The 16466-nt window shown below is 66.2% G+C and carries 17 protein-coding genes and 1 pseudogene; 4 read left to right on the plus strand and 14 right to left on the minus strand.

Annotated elements, in window-relative coordinates:
* Positions 1–93 precede the first annotated feature (93 nt).
* The 6 genes and pseudogenes from BM214_RS04975 to BM214_RS05000 form a co-directional block, all read right to left on the minus strand.
* Positions 94–447, minus strand: a pseudogene (locus tag BM214_RS04975) (flagellar hook-basal body complex protein); the annotation flags it as partial.
* A 34-nt stretch (positions 448–481) separates the two neighbouring features.
* Positions 482–1162 carry a flagellar hook assembly protein FlgD gene (locus BM214_RS04980; protein ID WP_090484140.1) on the minus strand — a complete coding sequence of 227 codons (681 nt, stop codon included), beginning with the start codon at positions 1160–1162 and terminating at the stop codon, positions 482–484.
* Between the two features lie 11 nt (positions 1163–1173).
* Entirely contained in the window at positions 1174–1608 is a 435-nt protein-coding gene (gene flgC, locus BM214_RS04985; protein WP_090484142.1) for a flagellar basal body rod protein FlgC, read from the minus strand.
* An 18-nt stretch (positions 1609–1626) separates the two neighbouring features.
* Positions 1627–2025 (minus strand): flagellar basal body rod protein FlgB, encoded by a 399-nt coding sequence (flgB, locus tag BM214_RS04990; protein WP_090484144.1) that lies wholly within the window; start codon positions 2023–2025, stop codon positions 1627–1629.
* A 213-nt stretch (positions 2026–2238) separates the two neighbouring features.
* A complete protein-coding gene (locus BM214_RS04995; protein WP_090484146.1) occupies positions 2239–3081 on the minus strand; it encodes a CheR family methyltransferase in 843 nt (280 codons plus the stop codon).
* 60 nt (positions 3082–3141) lie between these two features.
* On the minus strand, positions 3142–4068 hold the full coding sequence (locus tag BM214_RS05000) for a chemotaxis protein (protein WP_090484148.1): 927 nt from the start codon (positions 4066–4068) through the stop codon (positions 3142–3144).
* Between the two features lie 222 nt (positions 4069–4290).
* Here BM214_RS05000 and flgA point away from each other — a divergent pair, with 222 nt between their 5' ends.
* The 4 genes from flgA to BM214_RS05020 all read left to right on the plus strand — a co-directional run bounded on the left by flgA (position 4291) and on the right by BM214_RS05020 (position 6830).
* Complete coding sequence (gene flgA, locus BM214_RS05005) at positions 4291–5031, plus strand: flagellar basal body P-ring formation chaperone FlgA (RefSeq protein WP_090484150.1); 741 nt, start codon at positions 4291–4293, stop codon at positions 5029–5031.
* 91 nt (positions 5032–5122) lie between these two features.
* Positions 5123–5431, plus strand: coding sequence for a flagellar biosynthesis anti-sigma factor FlgM (gene flgM, locus BM214_RS05010; protein ID WP_090484151.1), 309 nt, complete (start codon positions 5123–5125; stop codon positions 5429–5431).
* A gap of 3 nt (positions 5432–5434) precedes the next feature.
* On the plus strand, positions 5435–5920 hold the full coding sequence (locus tag BM214_RS05015) for a flagella synthesis protein FlgN (RefSeq protein WP_090484153.1): 486 nt from the start codon (positions 5435–5437) through the stop codon (positions 5918–5920).
* Positions 5921–6092: 172 nt separating this feature from the next.
* On the plus strand, positions 6093–6830 hold the full coding sequence (locus BM214_RS05020) for a flagellar brake protein (RefSeq protein WP_177217584.1): 738 nt from the start codon (positions 6093–6095) through the stop codon (positions 6828–6830).
* On the opposite strand, the gene BM214_RS05025 is transcribed toward BM214_RS05020, so the two are convergent.
* The 8 genes from BM214_RS05025 to BM214_RS05060 all read right to left on the minus strand — a co-directional run bounded on the left by BM214_RS05025 (position 6815) and on the right by BM214_RS05060 (position 16280).
* Positions 6815–8875 (minus strand): hybrid sensor histidine kinase/response regulator, encoded by a 2061-nt coding sequence (locus BM214_RS05025; RefSeq protein ID WP_090484159.1) that lies wholly within the window; start codon positions 8873–8875, stop codon positions 6815–6817. The genes BM214_RS05020 and BM214_RS05025 overlap by 16 nt on opposite strands.
* Before the next feature lie 398 nt (positions 8876–9273).
* A complete protein-coding gene (pufB, locus tag BM214_RS05030) occupies positions 9274–9414 on the minus strand; it encodes a light-harvesting antenna LH1, beta subunit (RefSeq protein WP_063464715.1) in 141 nt (46 codons plus the stop codon).
* Between the two features lie 14 nt (positions 9415–9428).
* The gene (gene pufA, locus BM214_RS05035) at positions 9429–9641 is read right to left on the minus strand and encodes a light-harvesting antenna LH1, alpha subunit (RefSeq protein WP_090484161.1); all 213 of its coding nucleotides are present in this window, start codon (positions 9639–9641) and stop codon (positions 9429–9431) included.
* A 352-nt stretch (positions 9642–9993) separates the two neighbouring features.
* Complete coding sequence (locus BM214_RS05040) at positions 9994–11433, minus strand: BCD family MFS transporter (RefSeq protein WP_090484163.1); 1440 nt, start codon at positions 11431–11433, stop codon at positions 9994–9996.
* A gap of 94 nt (positions 11434–11527) precedes the next feature.
* Positions 11528–12358, minus strand: coding sequence for a ferredoxin:protochlorophyllide reductase (ATP-dependent) iron-sulfur ATP-binding protein (gene bchL / locus BM214_RS05045; RefSeq protein ID WP_244887853.1), 831 nt, complete (start codon positions 12356–12358; stop codon positions 11528–11530).
* A gap of 243 nt (positions 12359–12601) precedes the next feature.
* Complete coding sequence (locus BM214_RS12575; protein WP_090484165.1) at positions 12602–13024, minus strand: zinc ribbon domain-containing protein; 423 nt, start codon at positions 13022–13024, stop codon at positions 12602–12604.
* 191 nt (positions 13025–13215) lie between these two features.
* The gene (gene gdhA / locus BM214_RS05055; protein WP_090484167.1) at positions 13216–14574 is read right to left on the minus strand and encodes an NADP-specific glutamate dehydrogenase; all 1359 of its coding nucleotides are present in this window, start codon (positions 14572–14574) and stop codon (positions 13216–13218) included.
* An 80-nt stretch (positions 14575–14654) separates the two neighbouring features.
* Entirely contained in the window at positions 14655–16280 is a 1626-nt protein-coding gene (locus tag BM214_RS05060) for a methyl-accepting chemotaxis protein (protein ID WP_090484169.1), read from the minus strand.
* Positions 16281–16466: the final 186 nt, after the last annotated feature.

Raw genomic sequence — 16466 nt, forward strand, 5'->3', positions numbered from 1 at the left:
CATCCTCCGATGATCCCAAACCCCGACCGCCTTCAGGCTCACTTCACGCTGGAATCACGTCCCTCCTTCAGGCTCATGTGTCGTTGGACAAGGCTCGGAATTGACGATGTACCCCTCCTTGTCCACCTTGAACTGACCGGCGCGGGTGTATTCCACCACCCCATCCCGCTCCAGCATGTAGAAGCCCTGCCCATTGATGGCCATGTCCAGGTTGTTGTCCGTGTATTCCAGGTCCCCCTGGGTGAACTGCTGGGCCACGTCCGCCAGGCGCACCCCGCTGCCGGTGGCCGTCTTGGATACCCCGGTATAGGAGAGGGCGAAGACGTCCGCGAACTCCGCCCGGGATCCCTTGAACCCCGCCGTGGAGGCGTTGGCCACGTTGTGACCCGTGACCTCCAGGTCCTGGGAGGCGGCGTTGAGGCCGGTCAATCCGATATTGAAAGGCATGGTGGTTTCCTCGCTGGATGCTGTTCTGAGCCGTTTAACCGATGCGGCGGACCTCGGAGAGACCGATCTCCCCGAATCCATTGACCTGGAGCATGACCCCGTCATCCCCCTGGCCGGTGCGCACACTGTTCACCCGGGCATTGAGCAGGGTCTGGGGCTGGACGTTGCCGTCCTCTCCCTGGGCCTGGGCCCGGAATTCGTAGATCCCCGCCGGGGCGCGCTCACCGGAGTGGGTGGTCCCGTCCCAATGGAAGGTGCTCAGCCCCTCGGGCTGGGATCCCAGGGGGATGCGTTTCACCAGACTGCCGGAGGTGTCATAGACGCCCACGGTGACCTCCGAGGCGGAGCGCTCCAGGTCCACCGCGCCTTCCACACCCCCTTCCGCCCCCAGGGTGGCCAGATCCACCGGCACCAGCACCTCCCGGTCCACCAGGTTGGCCGCCTGCAGGGTCTGGTTGGACTGCATGGAACCGGCGATCTCCTTGAAGGACTGCTGCATCTCGGTGATGCCGTTCACGGTGCTGAACTGGGCCATCTGGCTGAGGAAATCGCCGCTCTCCATGGGCTTGAACGGGTCCTGGTTCTTCATCTGGGTGATCATCATCTCCAGGAAATCCTCCTGGCCCAGTTCCCCGCGGCTGCTCTTGGTCTCCTGCGTCCCGGTGGAACCGGTGAGGCCCAGCCGCTGCAATACACTTGGATCGATGGTGCTCATATCGGTCTACCTCAGCCTTGCCCCATCTGCAGGGTGCGCAGGAGCAGTTGCTTGGTGGTGTTCATCACCTCCACGTTGTTCTCGTAGCTGCGGGAGGCGGAGATCATGTTGGCCATCTCGTCCACCATGTTGACGTTGGGCATGTAGACATAGCCCTCGTCATTGGCCTGGGGATGATGGGGCTCGTATTTCAGCCGCGGCTCGGCATCGCTCTCCACGATGTCCACTACCCGCACCGAGGCGCTGGAGGGCTGACTGCTGCCCGCTCCGGCGCTCACCTCTTCCATCACCGCCTGGAACACCGGCTGCTTGGAGCGGTAGGCCCCCTCGGCGGTGGGACTGCCCACCTGGGCGTTGGCCATATTGCTGGCGATGGTATTGAGGCGCACCGACTGGGCGGCCATGGCCGACCCGGAAACATCAAAGGCCTTGAACAGGTTGCTCATGATTCACTCCTCCACGGCCTACTGACCGCCCTTGAGGGCGTTCTTCAGACCGACGAACTTGTCACCGAGAAAGTCCAGGCTGGCCTGGTACTGCACGGCGTTCTCCGCGAAGGCCGCCTGCTCCAATTGGGGATCCACCGTGTTGCCGTCCAGGGATGGCTGGGTGGGGACGCGGTAGAGGACCTCGTCGCCCCCCCCTTTCCCGACGGCGGGGATATGGGCGGCATGGGTGGTGCGCAGATGCAGCCCCCCCGAGGTATCCGCCTCTTCCAGGGCCTGACGGAAATCCAGGTCCCGGGCCTTGTAATGGGGGGTGTCGGCGTTGGCGATGTTGGAGGACAGCAGCTCCATGCGCCGGGCACGGACCTGCAGGGCCTGCTCATGGATGCCGAGGGCGTCGTTGAAAGAAAGGGGCATGGTCTTCGACCTCAAGAATTCCTCTTGCCGATCGAGTTGCAAGCCCTGTGCCATCCCTTGGAATGGCTTGTCACTCAGCGACTTGAAGGCTGGCAGCTGCCAGAGGAAAGGCCCCATGCGGCAAACATTCACCGCCAGGGACCGGACGCGGGGGAGGGAAAAGACGGATTCTTGACGGGTTGCCGCGGGACGTTGCGGGCGCAAGTGCCGCCGTCAGCGATCCTTGTCCTTGAGGCGGTAGACCACACCGGGGTTGCAACGCACCATCTCGAAGGCATCGGAGTAGTTGGTCATGGATTCCGAGGCCCCGAGGAAGAGATAGCCACCGGGATTGAGCACCTGGGCGATGCGCTGCAGGATCAGCTTCTTGGACTCCACGGAGAAGTAGATCAGCACGTTGCGGCAGAAGACGATATCGAACCGCCCCAGGGCCGTGTACTGGTCCAGCAGGTTGAATTCCCGAAAGCTCACCCGGTTACGGATCTCCGGGCGCACCTCCCAGCGGTCCCCCTTTTGCACAAAGAAGCGGTTGCGCCTCTCCAGGGAGAGGCCGCGGGCCACGGAGAGGGCGTCATAGGTGGCCTCCTTGGCATCGGCGAGCACGGCTGCGGAGATATCGGTACCCAGGATCTGCACGTCCCGCAGGCTCCCGGGATGGGACTGGAGGTATTCACTGGTGGCCATGCTCACGGAGTAGGGCTCCTGGCCGGAGGAACAGGCGGCACACCAGATGCGGACCGCGGCATTGCCCTTGCGGCGGGCCAGCTCGGGGTAGACGCGGCTCTTGAGGATCTCGAAGGGGAAGACGTCCCGGAACCAGTAGGTCTCGTTGGTGGTCATCGCCTCGATGACCCGCTCCCGCAGGGCGGCATTGCCGCCCCGGCGGAGCATCCGCAGCAGCTCGCTCACGGAATCCACGGAGAATTCCTTCATCAGCCGGGAGAGCCGGCTGGTGACCAGGTAGTGCTTGTTGTCCCCCAGGACGAGGCCGCAGGACCTCTCCAGGAATTTCCGGAAATCCTCGTAGTCCTGGGGCTCGATGGGGTTGGGTGTCAAGGTGATCCTGCTTGTTCTGTTTGAAGGTTGCGGGCTGCGAGGGCAGCGCCCCGCCCGGCCTCAGGCGTCCGTTTCCCCCGAGCGCAGGCATTCCAGCACCGCCTCGGCCAGTTCGTCCGGACTGAACTTGGGAAGGAACCGGTTGGCCCCGGCCCGTTTCACCATGCTCTCGTTGAAGGTCCCGCTGAGGGAAGAATGCAACAGGATATACACCCCCGACAACTCCGGGATGCGCCGTATTTCCGAGGAAAGGGTATAGCCATCCATCTCCGGCATCTCAATATCGGAGATGACCATGCCCAGCTGCTCGTGGATGGGCCCCTGTCTGGCCATCTCCCGCAGGGCCTCCAGGGCCTGGCGCCCGTCGTGCACCACCACGGACTCCACACCGATCTGCTCCAGGGCCCGCACCACCTGTTTGCGCGCCACTGCCGAGTCATCCGCCACCAGGGCCCGGGGCACGCGTCCCCCCTCACCGGCCCGGGCCGCCAGGGAGGCATCCACGTCCTTGGAGGGGCCGGTGACCATCTCCAGGACCTTCTCCACATCGATGATCTCCACCAGCCGGTCGTCCACCTGGGTGACGGCCGTCAGAAAACTGTCCTTGTGGGTGCCCCGCGGCGGCGGACGGATCTGATCCCAGTTCAGGTTGATGATGCGGTCCACCCCGGCCACCAGCAGCCCCTGCACCGAGCGGTTGAACTCGGTGAGGATGATAAACCCCTTGTCGGGCTCCGGCGCATTCATGCCGATGGCCCGGGCCAGATCCACCACCGACACGGTTTGTCCGCGCAGGGTGGCCACGCCCCGCACGATGGGATGGGCCCGGGGCATGCGGTTCAGCGGGGGACAGGTGATGACCTCGCGCACCTTGAAGACATTGATGGCAAACATCTGCCGCGTCCCCAGGGAGAACAGCAGCAGTTCCAGCCGGTTCTGCCCCACCATCTGGGTGCGGCGGTTGACGTCTTCCAGAAGATCACTCATCGGCCCCTCCCGCGGACACCCGGGATCCGCGGTCCCCGGGTGATGATCGCCCCGTATGCCGGGGCTGACCGGTTGTATCGGCGGATCCCCCGGGTCCTTGACCCTGAATCCGGCATTAATATTGCTTTAACTACCAACAATTGTCCGGGCGCGCCGGTTTTCCGTCACTCCGGTGAGGGCCGCCGCCCGGCGGATTCGCGAACCCTTGTTGCGAGGTCTATTATGAAACAACAGTGTGTGCGTTGCCGCCAGGGATTCTTCCTCGCCCTCATCCTCGTGCTGCTGTTGCCGACGGCCGGATCCGCCGCCGAGAACGCCGCAGGGATCCAGGATCATGAGACCATTCAGGCGGCCGCACGGGCGTACCTGCAGGAAGTGGCGCGGGATCACCATGGCGAGGGGGTGGAGGTTCAGGTCGTAGCCGGCCGCCTGGATCCCCGCCTGCGCCTCAGGGCCTGCGGCGAACCCCTGCAGGCAAGCCTTCCCCCGGGAGCCCGGCTCATGGGCAGCACCACGGTGGGGGTGCGTTGTGACGGGCCGGCGCCATGGCGTCTGTTCGTCCCCATGGAGGTCCGGGTCTCCGGGGAGGTGCTGGTGACCCGCCGCCCCCTGCCCCGGGACACGGTCCTTTCCGGGGAGGACATACGCCTGGAACGCCGCGCCCTGGACGATCTGTACGGCGGCTATCTCGTGGACCCGCAACGGGTCCAGGGCATGGTGCTGAGACGCTCCCTGCAGGCGGGCACGGTGCTCACACCGCAGTTGGTAGAGCCACGGCAACTGGTGCACCGGGGACAGAAGGTGACCCTCATGGCCCAGAATGCCGCCATCAGCGTGCGCGTCCGGGGAGAGGCCCTGGGGGATGGGGCCTACGGCGAGCAGGTCCGGGTGCGTAACCTCTCCTCCGGCCGGGTGGTGGAGGGTCGGGTACTGTCCAGCGGGGTCGTGGGTGTTACGATGTGACGTGCATCCTACGGCATTTCCTAAAGGAAGCGGCCGCCATGCCGATAAAGGCGATAGTGAACGCCTTGAATTGTCTTTGCGAGGAATGGAAATGTCCATCGAAATCAAGAACCTGAACCAACCCCAGGCGCGGGGTGCGGGGGATGCCCGCAACACCCCCGAAGCGCCCCGGGGTGGCCGGGGGAATGCGGGGGGCACCGCACCCACGGGCCCCGGCGACAAGGTCACCCTGACGGAGACGGCCCGCCGTCTGAGCGATCTGGAGCAGAGCGCCACCGCCCAGCCGGAGGTGAACAGCGAGCGCGTGGAGGCTTTGCGCCAGGCCATCGCCGAAGGACGCTACGAGGTGGATGCCCGCGCGGTGGCCGAGAAGATCATGAACGCCGAGCGGATGATCTGATCCATGGGTGCCGAAACCCTCCCGCAGCGGCTGGAGCGGATCCTCGGTGACGCCCTGCGTCATGCGGGTGCCCTGGAATCCGCCCTGCAGCGTGAGAGCGCGGCCCTCTCCAGCCGCGACCTGGACGGGATGGACGCCGCCGTGGCCGAAAAACAGGAACGGGTACGGCAACTGGAGGCCCTGACCCAGGAGCAGACACAACTGCTCACCCGGGAGGGCTACAGCGCCGACGCCCAGGGCATGGAACGCTGCCTGCGGGACTGGGACGAGGATGAGATCCTGCACCCCCTGTGGCAACGCCTGACGCAGATCATGCATCACTGCCGGCAACTGAACCAGGTGAACGGCGGTGTGGTAGAAACCGCCCGGCGCCGCGTGGATCAGGCGATCCATATCCTGCGCAGTGGCGGCGATACGCGCACCGAACTCTACGACCCCCGGGGTCGCACCTTCTCCACCGCCTCCTCCCAGAGCATCACCAAGGCCTGACCCCTCCCCTTCCCGTACCATGTGCTAACCTTATTACAGGAGCACATGGATCGGGTCGTCCTATCCCGGGTGAGTGCGCGTACGCTTCGATCCCCCGAAGCGCATCGGCCCCTGGCCAGCGATGGCCCAGCCCACCCGGGCCACGGCCCGAGCATTCGAGAGGTCCGGTGCCATGCTACAGACCCCGACGGCCAATCCGGGCACCTCGCCCGGCGAACAGGGTCCCCCCCATGGGGCAGCCGATACCATCCTCACCCGGCTGCGCGAACTGGAGGCCCGGCAAACATCCCTGCACGTGCGCCTGGACAGCGAGCCGGAATTCTTCTCCACCCGGCTGCTGCGCCTGGACCCCGGGCACGGCTGGCTGTTCCTCGAGGAACTGACCCCCTACCAGGGGCATCTGCGCGTCGCCCCCGGGCGGGTCATGCAGATCTACACCACGCTCGATGGCACCCCCCTGCACTTTCAAAGCCCGGTCCTGCACACCGGCGAGCATGACGACGCTGCCTTCTATGTGGTGGAGGTCCCCGAGGCCATGGACGATGCCCAAAAACGCCTCCATTTCCGCACCCATCTGTCCGGGCGGTCGCCGGTGGAACTGATCGTGCAGGACCGGGCCGGCAGGGAATACCCCGGCCATCTGGATGACCTGTCCCTGGGGGGGCTGCGCGCCCTGCTCCCCGGCGAGCCCCCAGTGGACCGCGGGGACCTGCTTCAGGTGAAAGACCTGGCCCTACCCGGGGAACCCCCCTTCGCCTGCGGCCTCCAGGTGCGTTTCGCCCGGCAGGACACGCACAGGGGGGGGATTATTCTGGGCGGGCGCTTCTACGATCTGGAGGAAGCGGAGGCGCAGCGCCTCCTGAGGGTGCTCCTGCGCCTGGAGCGGGAACGCCATCACCCGGCGGGCTGATCCGTAAAGCCCCTGCGCAGCCCCCCGGCGGCCGCCGTGCAGGTATCCACCACCCCCAGGAAAAGCTCCAGGTCCAGGGGCTTGCTCAGGTAATCATCGAATCCGGCACGCCGGCCCCGTTCCGCGTCCCGCTCCGTGGCATTGGCGGTCAGGGCCACCACGGGGATCGTGGCCGTCACGGGATCCCCGCGCAGTTGCTCCAACACCTGATAACCGTTCAGACCCGGCATGTTGATATCCAGGAGGATGAGATCCGGGCGGTGCACCCCGGCCAGTTCCAACCCCAGCCCGGCCGATGGGGCGCTGATCACCCGCACGGCGGGGCGGCGGCTCAAGGCCTGCTCCACCAGGCGCAGGTTCGAGGGGTTGTCGTCCACATGCAGGAGGGTGAAGGGGTATGGTTCCGGCGCGGACCGCTCGATAATCCCCTCATCCCCCGATCGCGGCGCCGGGGTGGACCATCTGCCCCGTTGCAACTGGAACCAGAAGCAACTCCCTCCGCTCTCCATCGCCTCATAGCCCATGTCCCCCTGCATCAACCCCACCAGGCGTTGGCAGATGGCCAGGCCGATGCCCGTCCCCTCCGAACCGGGATGGGTCTGCTCATGCAGTCGGGAAAAGGGCTTGAACAGCTCCTGCCGCAAGCCCTCCGGGATACCGGGACCGGTGTCCCGCACCTGCACCCGCACGGCATCGGACCCGGTGAACTCCTGCAGGACCTGGACCCACCCACCGGACCGGTTGTACTTGATGGCGTTGGAGATCAGGTTGATCAGCACCTGTTTGAGGCGGATCCGGTCCGCCACCAGCACGGCATCCAGGGGGTGCACCTGGAGATCCACCCCCGCTTCCCGGGCCAGGGGAGCCAGCAGGGTGATGCACTCGTCCACCACCTCGCCCAGCGGTACCGGCTCCATGGACAATTCCAGTCGCCCGGACTCCACGCGGGAGAGGTCCAGCACCTCGTTGATCAACGCCAAAAGGTGCCGGCCGCCGCGCAGGATCTCATGGACATGGGCCCGCTGCTCCCCCCCCAGTGCCGGATCCGCCTCCAGCAGCTGGGAGAACCCCAGAACGGCGTTCATGGGGGTGCGCAGCTCGTGGCTCATACGGGAGAGGAACTCCGATTTGGCACGGCTGGCCCGCTCCGCCTCCTCCTTGGCGCGCCTCCACTGGCATACCGCCTTGTGACGCCCCTCCTCGGCGCTCAGGGCCGCCGCCAGGATGCCCACCACCCGCCGGTCCTCCTCCGTGGGGGTGTACTCGCTACGGAATACCACGCACAGGGAACCCACCGGCGCGTCGCCGCAGCGCACCACATGCCCGAGATAGGCCCGCAGCTCATAACGGCGCACATAGGGATCGGTGTGGGCGTAGCAGGTCCGGGCCAGATCGGGGGCGGCATAGAGATCCCCGTGGACACCACAGATCATGTCGTAGCAGACATGTCCTTCGGGATCATCCTCAGCGGGCATGTCCTTCGGGGTCCGCCAGCCCCCGAGGACACAGAGCCGCTCCCCCTCCAACCGGTGGTAGATGGCGGCATCGCTCTCCAAAAGTTCGCCGCAGACTTGGGTGATGCTGGCGATGTTGTCGCGATAATCGGGCCCCAGACGGGCCAGGCAATCGTTCAGGCGCATCAGGCGCGCCTCGGTGCGCTTGCGCCCCCCCAGATCCCGCAGGATCCCCACGGCATGCCAGCCCTCCCCGGAGGGAAAGGCGGACAGGGACAACTCCATGTCCATGGGCGTGCCATCCCGGTGCCGGGCCTGCACCTCCACCGTTCGCCCCACACGCTCGCCGATGCCGCTGTGAAAGAAACGTTCCAGGGATGCCCGCATGGCATCGGAGACCCCATGGGGCGTGATGCAGGCGTGGAGTTCCCGGCCCAGGACCTCTTCGGCCCGGTATCCCAGGAGGGATTCCGCGGCGGGATTCCAAAAGACGATGCGGCCGTGGGCGTCCATCATGACGATGGCATCCCGGGCCGCCGAGGTGATGGCGGTGACCAGGGCCTGGGGGGGCTGATCCAGGGAGGTGGCCATCAGGGACGCATCTTACCGAAAGGGCTGGAGACGGCGACCCGCCTGCCGGGCGGGATCCACGGAAAAGACCGGCCTGCCCCTTTGGCGGCGCGCATCTCCCTTTCCATGGTGCGTGAGGTGTTCCGGTTCGGCGCCGGGGGGATCATGGGATGGAAAGGATCCACCGCCGTGGATCGGGCGTGATCGGGGAAGGTAAGGAGAGGATCACCCTGGACCGCCTTGGTGCTTGCCAAAGCCGATCAGAATGATCAATAATAAATCTGGAATGATTCAAAAACGGCAGGCAGGCCTTCCGAGCAACCCGTGGGCGCGTCTCTGGAAAAGTCTTGCCCATGATGGTGTTGGCTCAGTCGGCCCCCTGCCGTGGTCACCGCGTCAATGGCGCAGTGGAGAAGACCTCAGTAGAAGGGTCTCCACAGGAACACCAGGAAGTGCGCGGCGGCAGCCAGGACCATGAACACCGTGAAGGTGGTCTTGAACTGTTCGTGGAATTCCTTGGCCTGTTCTTCGCTCAGACCGGAGATGCTGTTTTCATTCATGCTCGATTCCTCCGTTACTCGGAAGCGGATTCTTCAGCGGCAGCCGCGGAAGCGTCGTAGGTCAGGGGGTTGTAGTTGTCGTTGCTGTACACGAAGGCGTGCACGGCCAGGGCGACAACCAGCACGGCCATCAGGATGGGCATCAGCCAGGTGCCGGGGTTCACCACCAGCCACAGCTTCCAGTCGTCACGGGGATTGCTCGGCTTGCTCGGTCTGTACTCGCTCATGGAAATTACCCTCTTTTTTTGAATCCGGGTCCGCGGACCCGATGGTGCTCATCCCTGCATGGCCACGTGGCCATCAGGGGTGGAACGAAACGGTCTCTGTTCAGTTGCCCGGGCGGACTGCCTGCCTGAGCGCTTGAACCATGTACTCCCTGCATCGGCCGAATGACCGTGCCTGTCGTCGGGTTGTAAGTCTACGTTGACAAGGCCAAATGTCAAGCAATGACAACGCCGTGAATCCCCCCAAAAAGACCTTTACTATCAATAGGTTAAGTACAGAACCCCCGGATGCCTCAGGGAAAGTTCCCGGACATCCGGATTTTTTCTGACCCAGATCATGATTTCCTCCAGCCCCTCAGGCACCGGGGAAATCGGAGATGCCAAAACGGGAGGATCCGCCGTGGCGGGGTCCACCCTCGCGCAGCAACGGCACCATCATCACCAGGGCCGCCACCAGCAGGCCGATCTCCAGGTAATAGACCGCAAGGTACCCCGTGGCGGCTCCGGACAGACCCTCTCCGAAGAGCCCCCAGCCGGCGAACAGCCCGACCAGGTCGCGCAGGATCCCCCCCAGGGCCATGGCGGCCCCGGCGGCGGTGGCCTGGACGGCCCCCCAGGCCCCCACGGCCATGCCGCTCTGATCCCCTTGGGCGAAGGCCATCATGGCCAGCAGGGTGGACACGGCGAACAGGCCGCCGCCGAACCCGATGAGGCCGGTCCCCAGGCGAAAGATGAGGGTGGACTCCAGGGGGACCGCCGCCACCACGATCAGGAAGGCCGCCACACCGATGAGCGCCCCCAGGGCCGCCACCCGATAGGGATCGGCACCCCGGGTGAGCTGGTAGGCCGCCAGGGAGAAGGCCGCCAGCATCCCCGCCGCCCACAGGGCCGTGAGGGTGGTGGTGGCGGAGACGGACATCCCCAGGATCTCGCCGCCATAGGGTTCCAGGAGGATGTCCTGCATGTTCAATCCCAGGGTGCCCAGACCGATCACCACCAAGAGGCGGCGGATCTGGCTGTGGGCACTGAAGGAGCGCCAGGCCTCCAGGAAGGGCACACCCGGCTCATGGCGCGCCTTGGCCCGCTCGTGATTCACCGCCTCCTGCTTCCACAGGGCCAGGAGATTGAGGCCGATGGTGACCACCGCCGCCCCCTGGAGGACCTCGATGAGCCGTCCCGGGCTGTAGTCCCGCAGCAGCAGCCCGAAGACCGCCGAGGCCAGGAGCATGCCCGCCAGCAGGATGACGTACAGCAGGGCCACCACCCGGGGACGCTGCTCCTGGGCGGCCAGGTCGGTGGCCAGGGCCAGGCCGGCGGTCTGAGTGGTGTGCATGCCCGCCCCCACCAGCAGGAAGGCCAGAGCCGCCGCCAGGGGACCGAGGAAGAAGGGTCCGCTGCCCTCGGAGAGCACCAGCAGGGCAAAGGGCATGATGGCCAGGCCCGCGAACTGCAGCAGGGTCCCCATCCAGAGGTAGGGCACCCGCCGCCAGCCGAAGGCCGATTTGTGGTTGTCCGAGCGGTGCCCCAAAAGGGCCCGCAGGGGGGCGAAGGTGATGGGCAGGGCCACCATGACCGCCACCAGCCAGGCGGAGACCCCCAGTTCCACCACCATCACCCGGTTGAGGGTACCGGTGAGCAGCACCATGGACATGCCCACCGAGACCTGGAACAGGGCCAGCCGCAGCAGCCGCTGCAGGGGCAGTTCCTCGCTGGCCGCATCCGCGAAGGGCAGGATGCTGGGACCGAAGCGGTTGATCAGCCCCATGAAAGCGCCGGCGCCCTTTTTACCTGTCATGAGCGTTCTCCTCCCACCTTACATGCGTCATGCCCGTGAAACCGGGCGGGGCGGGTGCCCCACCCGTTGCCGCATCCCCTCCACCGGGGCGGCATCAGGCAAATCCCAGAAAATCGAAGATATCCCGGTCCTTCATGGGGGTGGCCCGCTGCGACTCCACCCCGTCCAGGAGGCTCTGCGCCAGGCGCAGGTATTCCTGCTGCGCGGCCTCCAGCTCCGGCTCCGGGTCCATCTCGAAGACGGTGGACTTCTTCAGGCGGCTGCGGCGGATCACGTCCAGCAGGGGGAAGTGGGCCAGCCGCTGCAGCCCCACCGCGCCGATGAAACGGTCGATCTCGTCGGTCTCCACGCTGCGGTTGGCGATGACCCCGCCGATGCGCACGGGATAGTGCTTGGCCTTGACCTCGATGGCCGCGGCGATGCGGTTGAGGGCGAAGATGGAGTCGAAGTCGTTGGCGGTGACGATCAGGGCCTGGTGGGCATGCTGCAGGGGGGCGGCGAAGCCGCCGCAGACCACGTCCCCCAGCACATCGAACACCACCACGTCCGCGTCCTCCAGCAGGTGGTGCTGCTTGAGCAGCTTCACCGTCTGGCCCACCACGTAGCCGCCGCAGCCGGTACCGGCGGGGGGGCCTCCGGCCTCGACACACTGGACCCCGTTGTACCCCTCGAAGACGAAGTCCTCGGGCCGCAACTCCTCCTCGTGGAAGTTCACCGACTCCAGCACGTCGATCACCGTGGGGATCATGCGCTTGGTGAGGGTGAAGGTGGAGTCGTGCTTGGGATCGCAGCCGATCTGGATCACCCGCTTGCCCAGCTTGGAGAAGGCGGCCGAGAGATTGGACGACGTGGTGCTCTTGCCGATGCCGCCCTTGCCGTAGACGGCGAAGATCCTGGCCTTGCCCTCCGGGATGCGGGTATCCATGGATACCTGAACGCTGCCCTCACCGTCCGGGGGGGTCGTGCAATCTGTGTTGCAACTGGAAGTCACACCGTCATCTCCTCGGTCACTAGCATGGGAATGGTCAGATGGTCGGCCACGGGCACAGAACGGACCCGGCCCCCTGGGCATGGGGTGGATCACGCCGTATCCATCGTGATGCATGGCCGCGGGGCACCCGTGCCCCGGCGGGGGAACGGCCCGCCACGGCGGGCATGGGGCTGGGCATCAGCCGCCGAGTCTGCGGTGATACCAGAGGTTGCGCCCCTCGTTGTAGATCAGCCAGATGATCCCGGCCCAGACCATCAGGTCCGCCAGGTAGTAGACCAGGGGCCGGCCGCCGTCGGGATCGTAGCCGAGCCAGGTCTTCATCCCCATGCCCAGGGTCAGGCCGCCGAAGAACAGCAGCACCGAAAGGACGCGGTGGCGCTGGACGCGATCGTTGAACTCCATCTCCTCCAGCTCCGCATCGGTCCACTGGCGCTCGTCCTGACCCTCTACATCATGGTCCTGCGGGGGTTGCTGTTCACTCTCCTGCGGCTGGGCCGTGGCATACGACGGCTGCGAGGCGATGGGCACCCCGCAATTCGGGCAGGTGGGCGCCTTGTCGGAGACCTGCCGTCCGCACTCGGGACATTCGATCAAAGCCATGTTTCTTCATCCCCTTCGAAAGCAGAACGCCCCGATCCCGGGCATACCCGGCAGGGCGGCGGATCGGATCGTCAATCCGCTGCATGATACAAGGCGATCCTCACCTGGTGAATACTTATCCGCCCGTCGCGGCCTGTGCACCCAGGATTCGGGGTGCGCGCCGGACCATACGGGAGACGGCGGGCAGGGATTCAGATCAGGCCCAGGGAGGCCATGGCCCGCCCCACCCGCAAAAAGCCGGCGATGTTGGCCCCGGCCACGTAGTCCCCCGGGAGACCGAAGCGCTCGGCGGTTTCGAAGCTCTGGTGGTGGATCTGCGCCATGATCTCCCGCAGGCGGGACTCGGTGTAGGCAAAGCTCCAGGAATCCCGACTGGCGTTCTGCTGCATCTCCAGGGCGCTGGTGGCCACCCCCCCGGCGTTCACCGCCTTGGCGGGGCCGAACAGGACCCCCGCATCCCGCAACAGGCGCACCGCCTCGGGGGTGCAGGGCATATTGGCCCCCTCGGCCACCAGCAGACAGCCATTGTTCACCAGGGCGCGGGCATCATCTGCAGTGAGCTCGTTCTGGGTGGCGCAGGGCAGCGCCACGTGGCAGGGCACCTCCCAGATGTTCCCCCCCTCCAGGTAGTTCACCCCGGACTTGCCCTCGGCATAGACGCGGATGCGTCCCCGCTCCAGCTCCTTGATGCGCTTGACCCGCTCCAGATCGATGCCGTTCCAGTCCACCACCACGCCGTCGGAATCGGAGCAGGCCACCACCCGTGCCCCCAGGGCCATGGCCTTCTCCATGGCATAGATGGCCACATTACCGGAACCGGAGACGATGCAGGTCTTGCCCTCCAGGTGATCCTGATGGGCCTGGAGCATCTCCTGGGTGAAGAAGACGACGCCATATCCCGTGGCCTCACGCCGCGCGCGACTCCCCCCCCAATCCAGCCCCTTGCCGGTGAAGACGCCGGATTCATAGCGGTTGGTGATGCGCTTGTACTGGCCAAAGAGGTAGCCGATCTCCCGCTGCCCCACACCGATGTCCCCGGCGGGCACGTCGGTGTGTTCCCCCAGATGGCGGTAGAGCTCCGTCATCAGACTCTGGCAAAAGCGCATGATCTCGGCGTCGGAGCGGCCCTTGGGGTCGAAATCGCTGCCCCCCTTGCCCCCGCCGATGGGCAATCCGGTGAGGGCGTTCTTGAAGACCTGCTCGAATCCCAGGAACTTGACGATCCCCAGGTACACCGAGGGATGGAAGCGCAGCCCGCCCTTGTAGGGCCCCAGGGCGCTGTTGAACTCCACTCGGAAGGCGCGGTTGATGCGGGTGCGGCCCTGGTCGTCCTGCCAGGGGACCCGGAAGATGATCTGGCGCTCGGGCTCGCACAGGAGTTCGATGATGCGCCGCTGGGCCAGTTCCGGATGGCGCTCCAGGACCGGACCCAGGGTCTCCAGGACCTCCCGCACCGCCTGATGGAATTCCCGTTCGCCGGGATTCCGGCGCAGGACCTCCTGATAGAGGGTTTCCATTTTTTCCCGTTGTCTGCCCGGATCGGATGCCATCGCCCTCGCTGCTCCCCTTGCCATGGATGGCGGGGCAGCCTACAGCAAGCGGGACCTCCTGTCCCGGGGCGTTTGGGGGATCAGACCTTGAAGCGGCCCACCCGGTCCTGCAGATCCGCCGCCAGTCGCGCCAGTTCCTCGCTGGCGGAGGCGATCTGATCGGCACCGGAGGCGGCGTGCTCCACACCGTCGTTGATGTTGACCACGTTGCGGTTCACCTCCTCGGCGACGGTGGACTGCTCCTCGGCGGCGCTGGCGATCTGGCTGTTCATGTCGTTGAGGGTGCCCACGGAGCGGGTGATCACCTCCAGGGACTGCCCGGCACGGCCGGCCTGGTCCACCCCGTCCCGCGCCCTGGAGCGCCCCTGATCCATGGCCTTCACCGCCTTGGAGGCCCCGGACTGCAGGCGCTCGATCATGTCCTGCACCTCGTTGGTGGATTCCTGGGTGCGGCTGGCCAGGGTGCGCACCTCATCCGCCACCACGGCAAACCCGCGCCCCTGCTCCCCGGCCCGGGCCGCCTCGATGGCGGCGTTCAGGGCCAGCAGGTTGGTCTGTTCGGCGATGCCCCGGATCACGTCCAGCACCTTGCCGATCTCCTCGCTGTCGGCGGAGAGACGGTGGATCACCTCGGCGGCGTCCTCCACCTCCTTGGCCAGGGTCTCGATGGTGTGGATGGTCTGCGTCACCTCCCGGCCCCCGGTCTGGGCCTGTTCGTCGGTGGTGCGGGTGGTCTGGGCCGCCTCGGCGGCGTTGCGCGCCACCTCCTGCACGGTACTGGTCATCTCGTTCATGGCGGTGGCCACCTGCTCCACCTCCGATTTCTGGTGCTGCACCTGCTGGCGGGTCTCGCCGCTGGTGGCGGAGAGCTCCTCCGCCGCCGCCGCCAGTTGCGAGGCGGCCCCCACCACCTGTTTCACCAGCTCATGCACCCGGTCGGCGAAGCCGTTGAAGGCCCGTGACAGATCGCCGATCTCGTCCCGGCTTTCCACCGGCAAGCGCTGGGTCAGGTCCCCGTCCCCCTCGGCGATGGCCCGCAGATGGGCCGTGGTGGCCCGCACCGGTCCCACGATGGCCCGGGTGATGAGCAGGCCCAGCCCCCCGGCCACCAGGATGCCGAACACGGCCGCCCCTCCCATGATGGAGGTGGCGGTGGCGGCGGCGGTGCGGGCCGAATCGTCCGCGGCGCGGCGCTCGCGGGTCAGGTCCTGCTTGAGGTCCGCGAACAGGTCCTGAAGGGTGGCCAGCTCCGCCAGGGTGCGGTCCCGGTAGATGCGCAGGGCCTCCCCCCGGTCCCCCGCCTCCTGGGCCTCGAGGATGTCATGGGCGCTCTGATGCAGGCGCTCATGCGGGGCCTCGATGGCATCGAAGGTACGGCGGAAGGACTCGGGGGCCTCGCTGTAGGCGGGGCTGTCCCGGAAGTCGTAATACCACTGGCCGAAGTCGCAGCGGGTGGGATCCAACTGCCCGGAAAAGCTGGACCCCAGGATGAAGGTGTTGGCCAGATTATTGACCCAGGCCAGGTGATCCACCTCCTTCTCCACCTGGAACAGGGCCTGCTCATAGGCCGCGGCGGAGGTATCATGGGCCGTTCCGAGGCGGTTCAGGCCCAACCAGCCGATGAGGGCAACGATCACCAGGAGTGTCAGGATCAAGCCGAACGACAGGGCCAGCTTGCGCCCGATCGTGAGGGAGGAAACCTTCATCGTGTACCCACCTTAGGTTCTTGCCGCGCCGAAGGACGCGTCTTTATTGTCCACGCCCCCGGGGCCCTGATCCCAACCGCGTGCCCCTCCCTGAGGGGGATTCTCCATCGCCCTGAGCACCGCGGGCATCGCCCGCCGATGCTCGCGGTATCGGCCGGCAAGGCCATGACTTGAAGGTGACAACCA

This window comes from Ectothiorhodospira mobilis (assembly GCF_900114895.1).
Classification (GTDB): domain Bacteria; phylum Pseudomonadota; class Gammaproteobacteria; order Ectothiorhodospirales; family Ectothiorhodospiraceae; genus Ectothiorhodospira; species Ectothiorhodospira mobilis_A.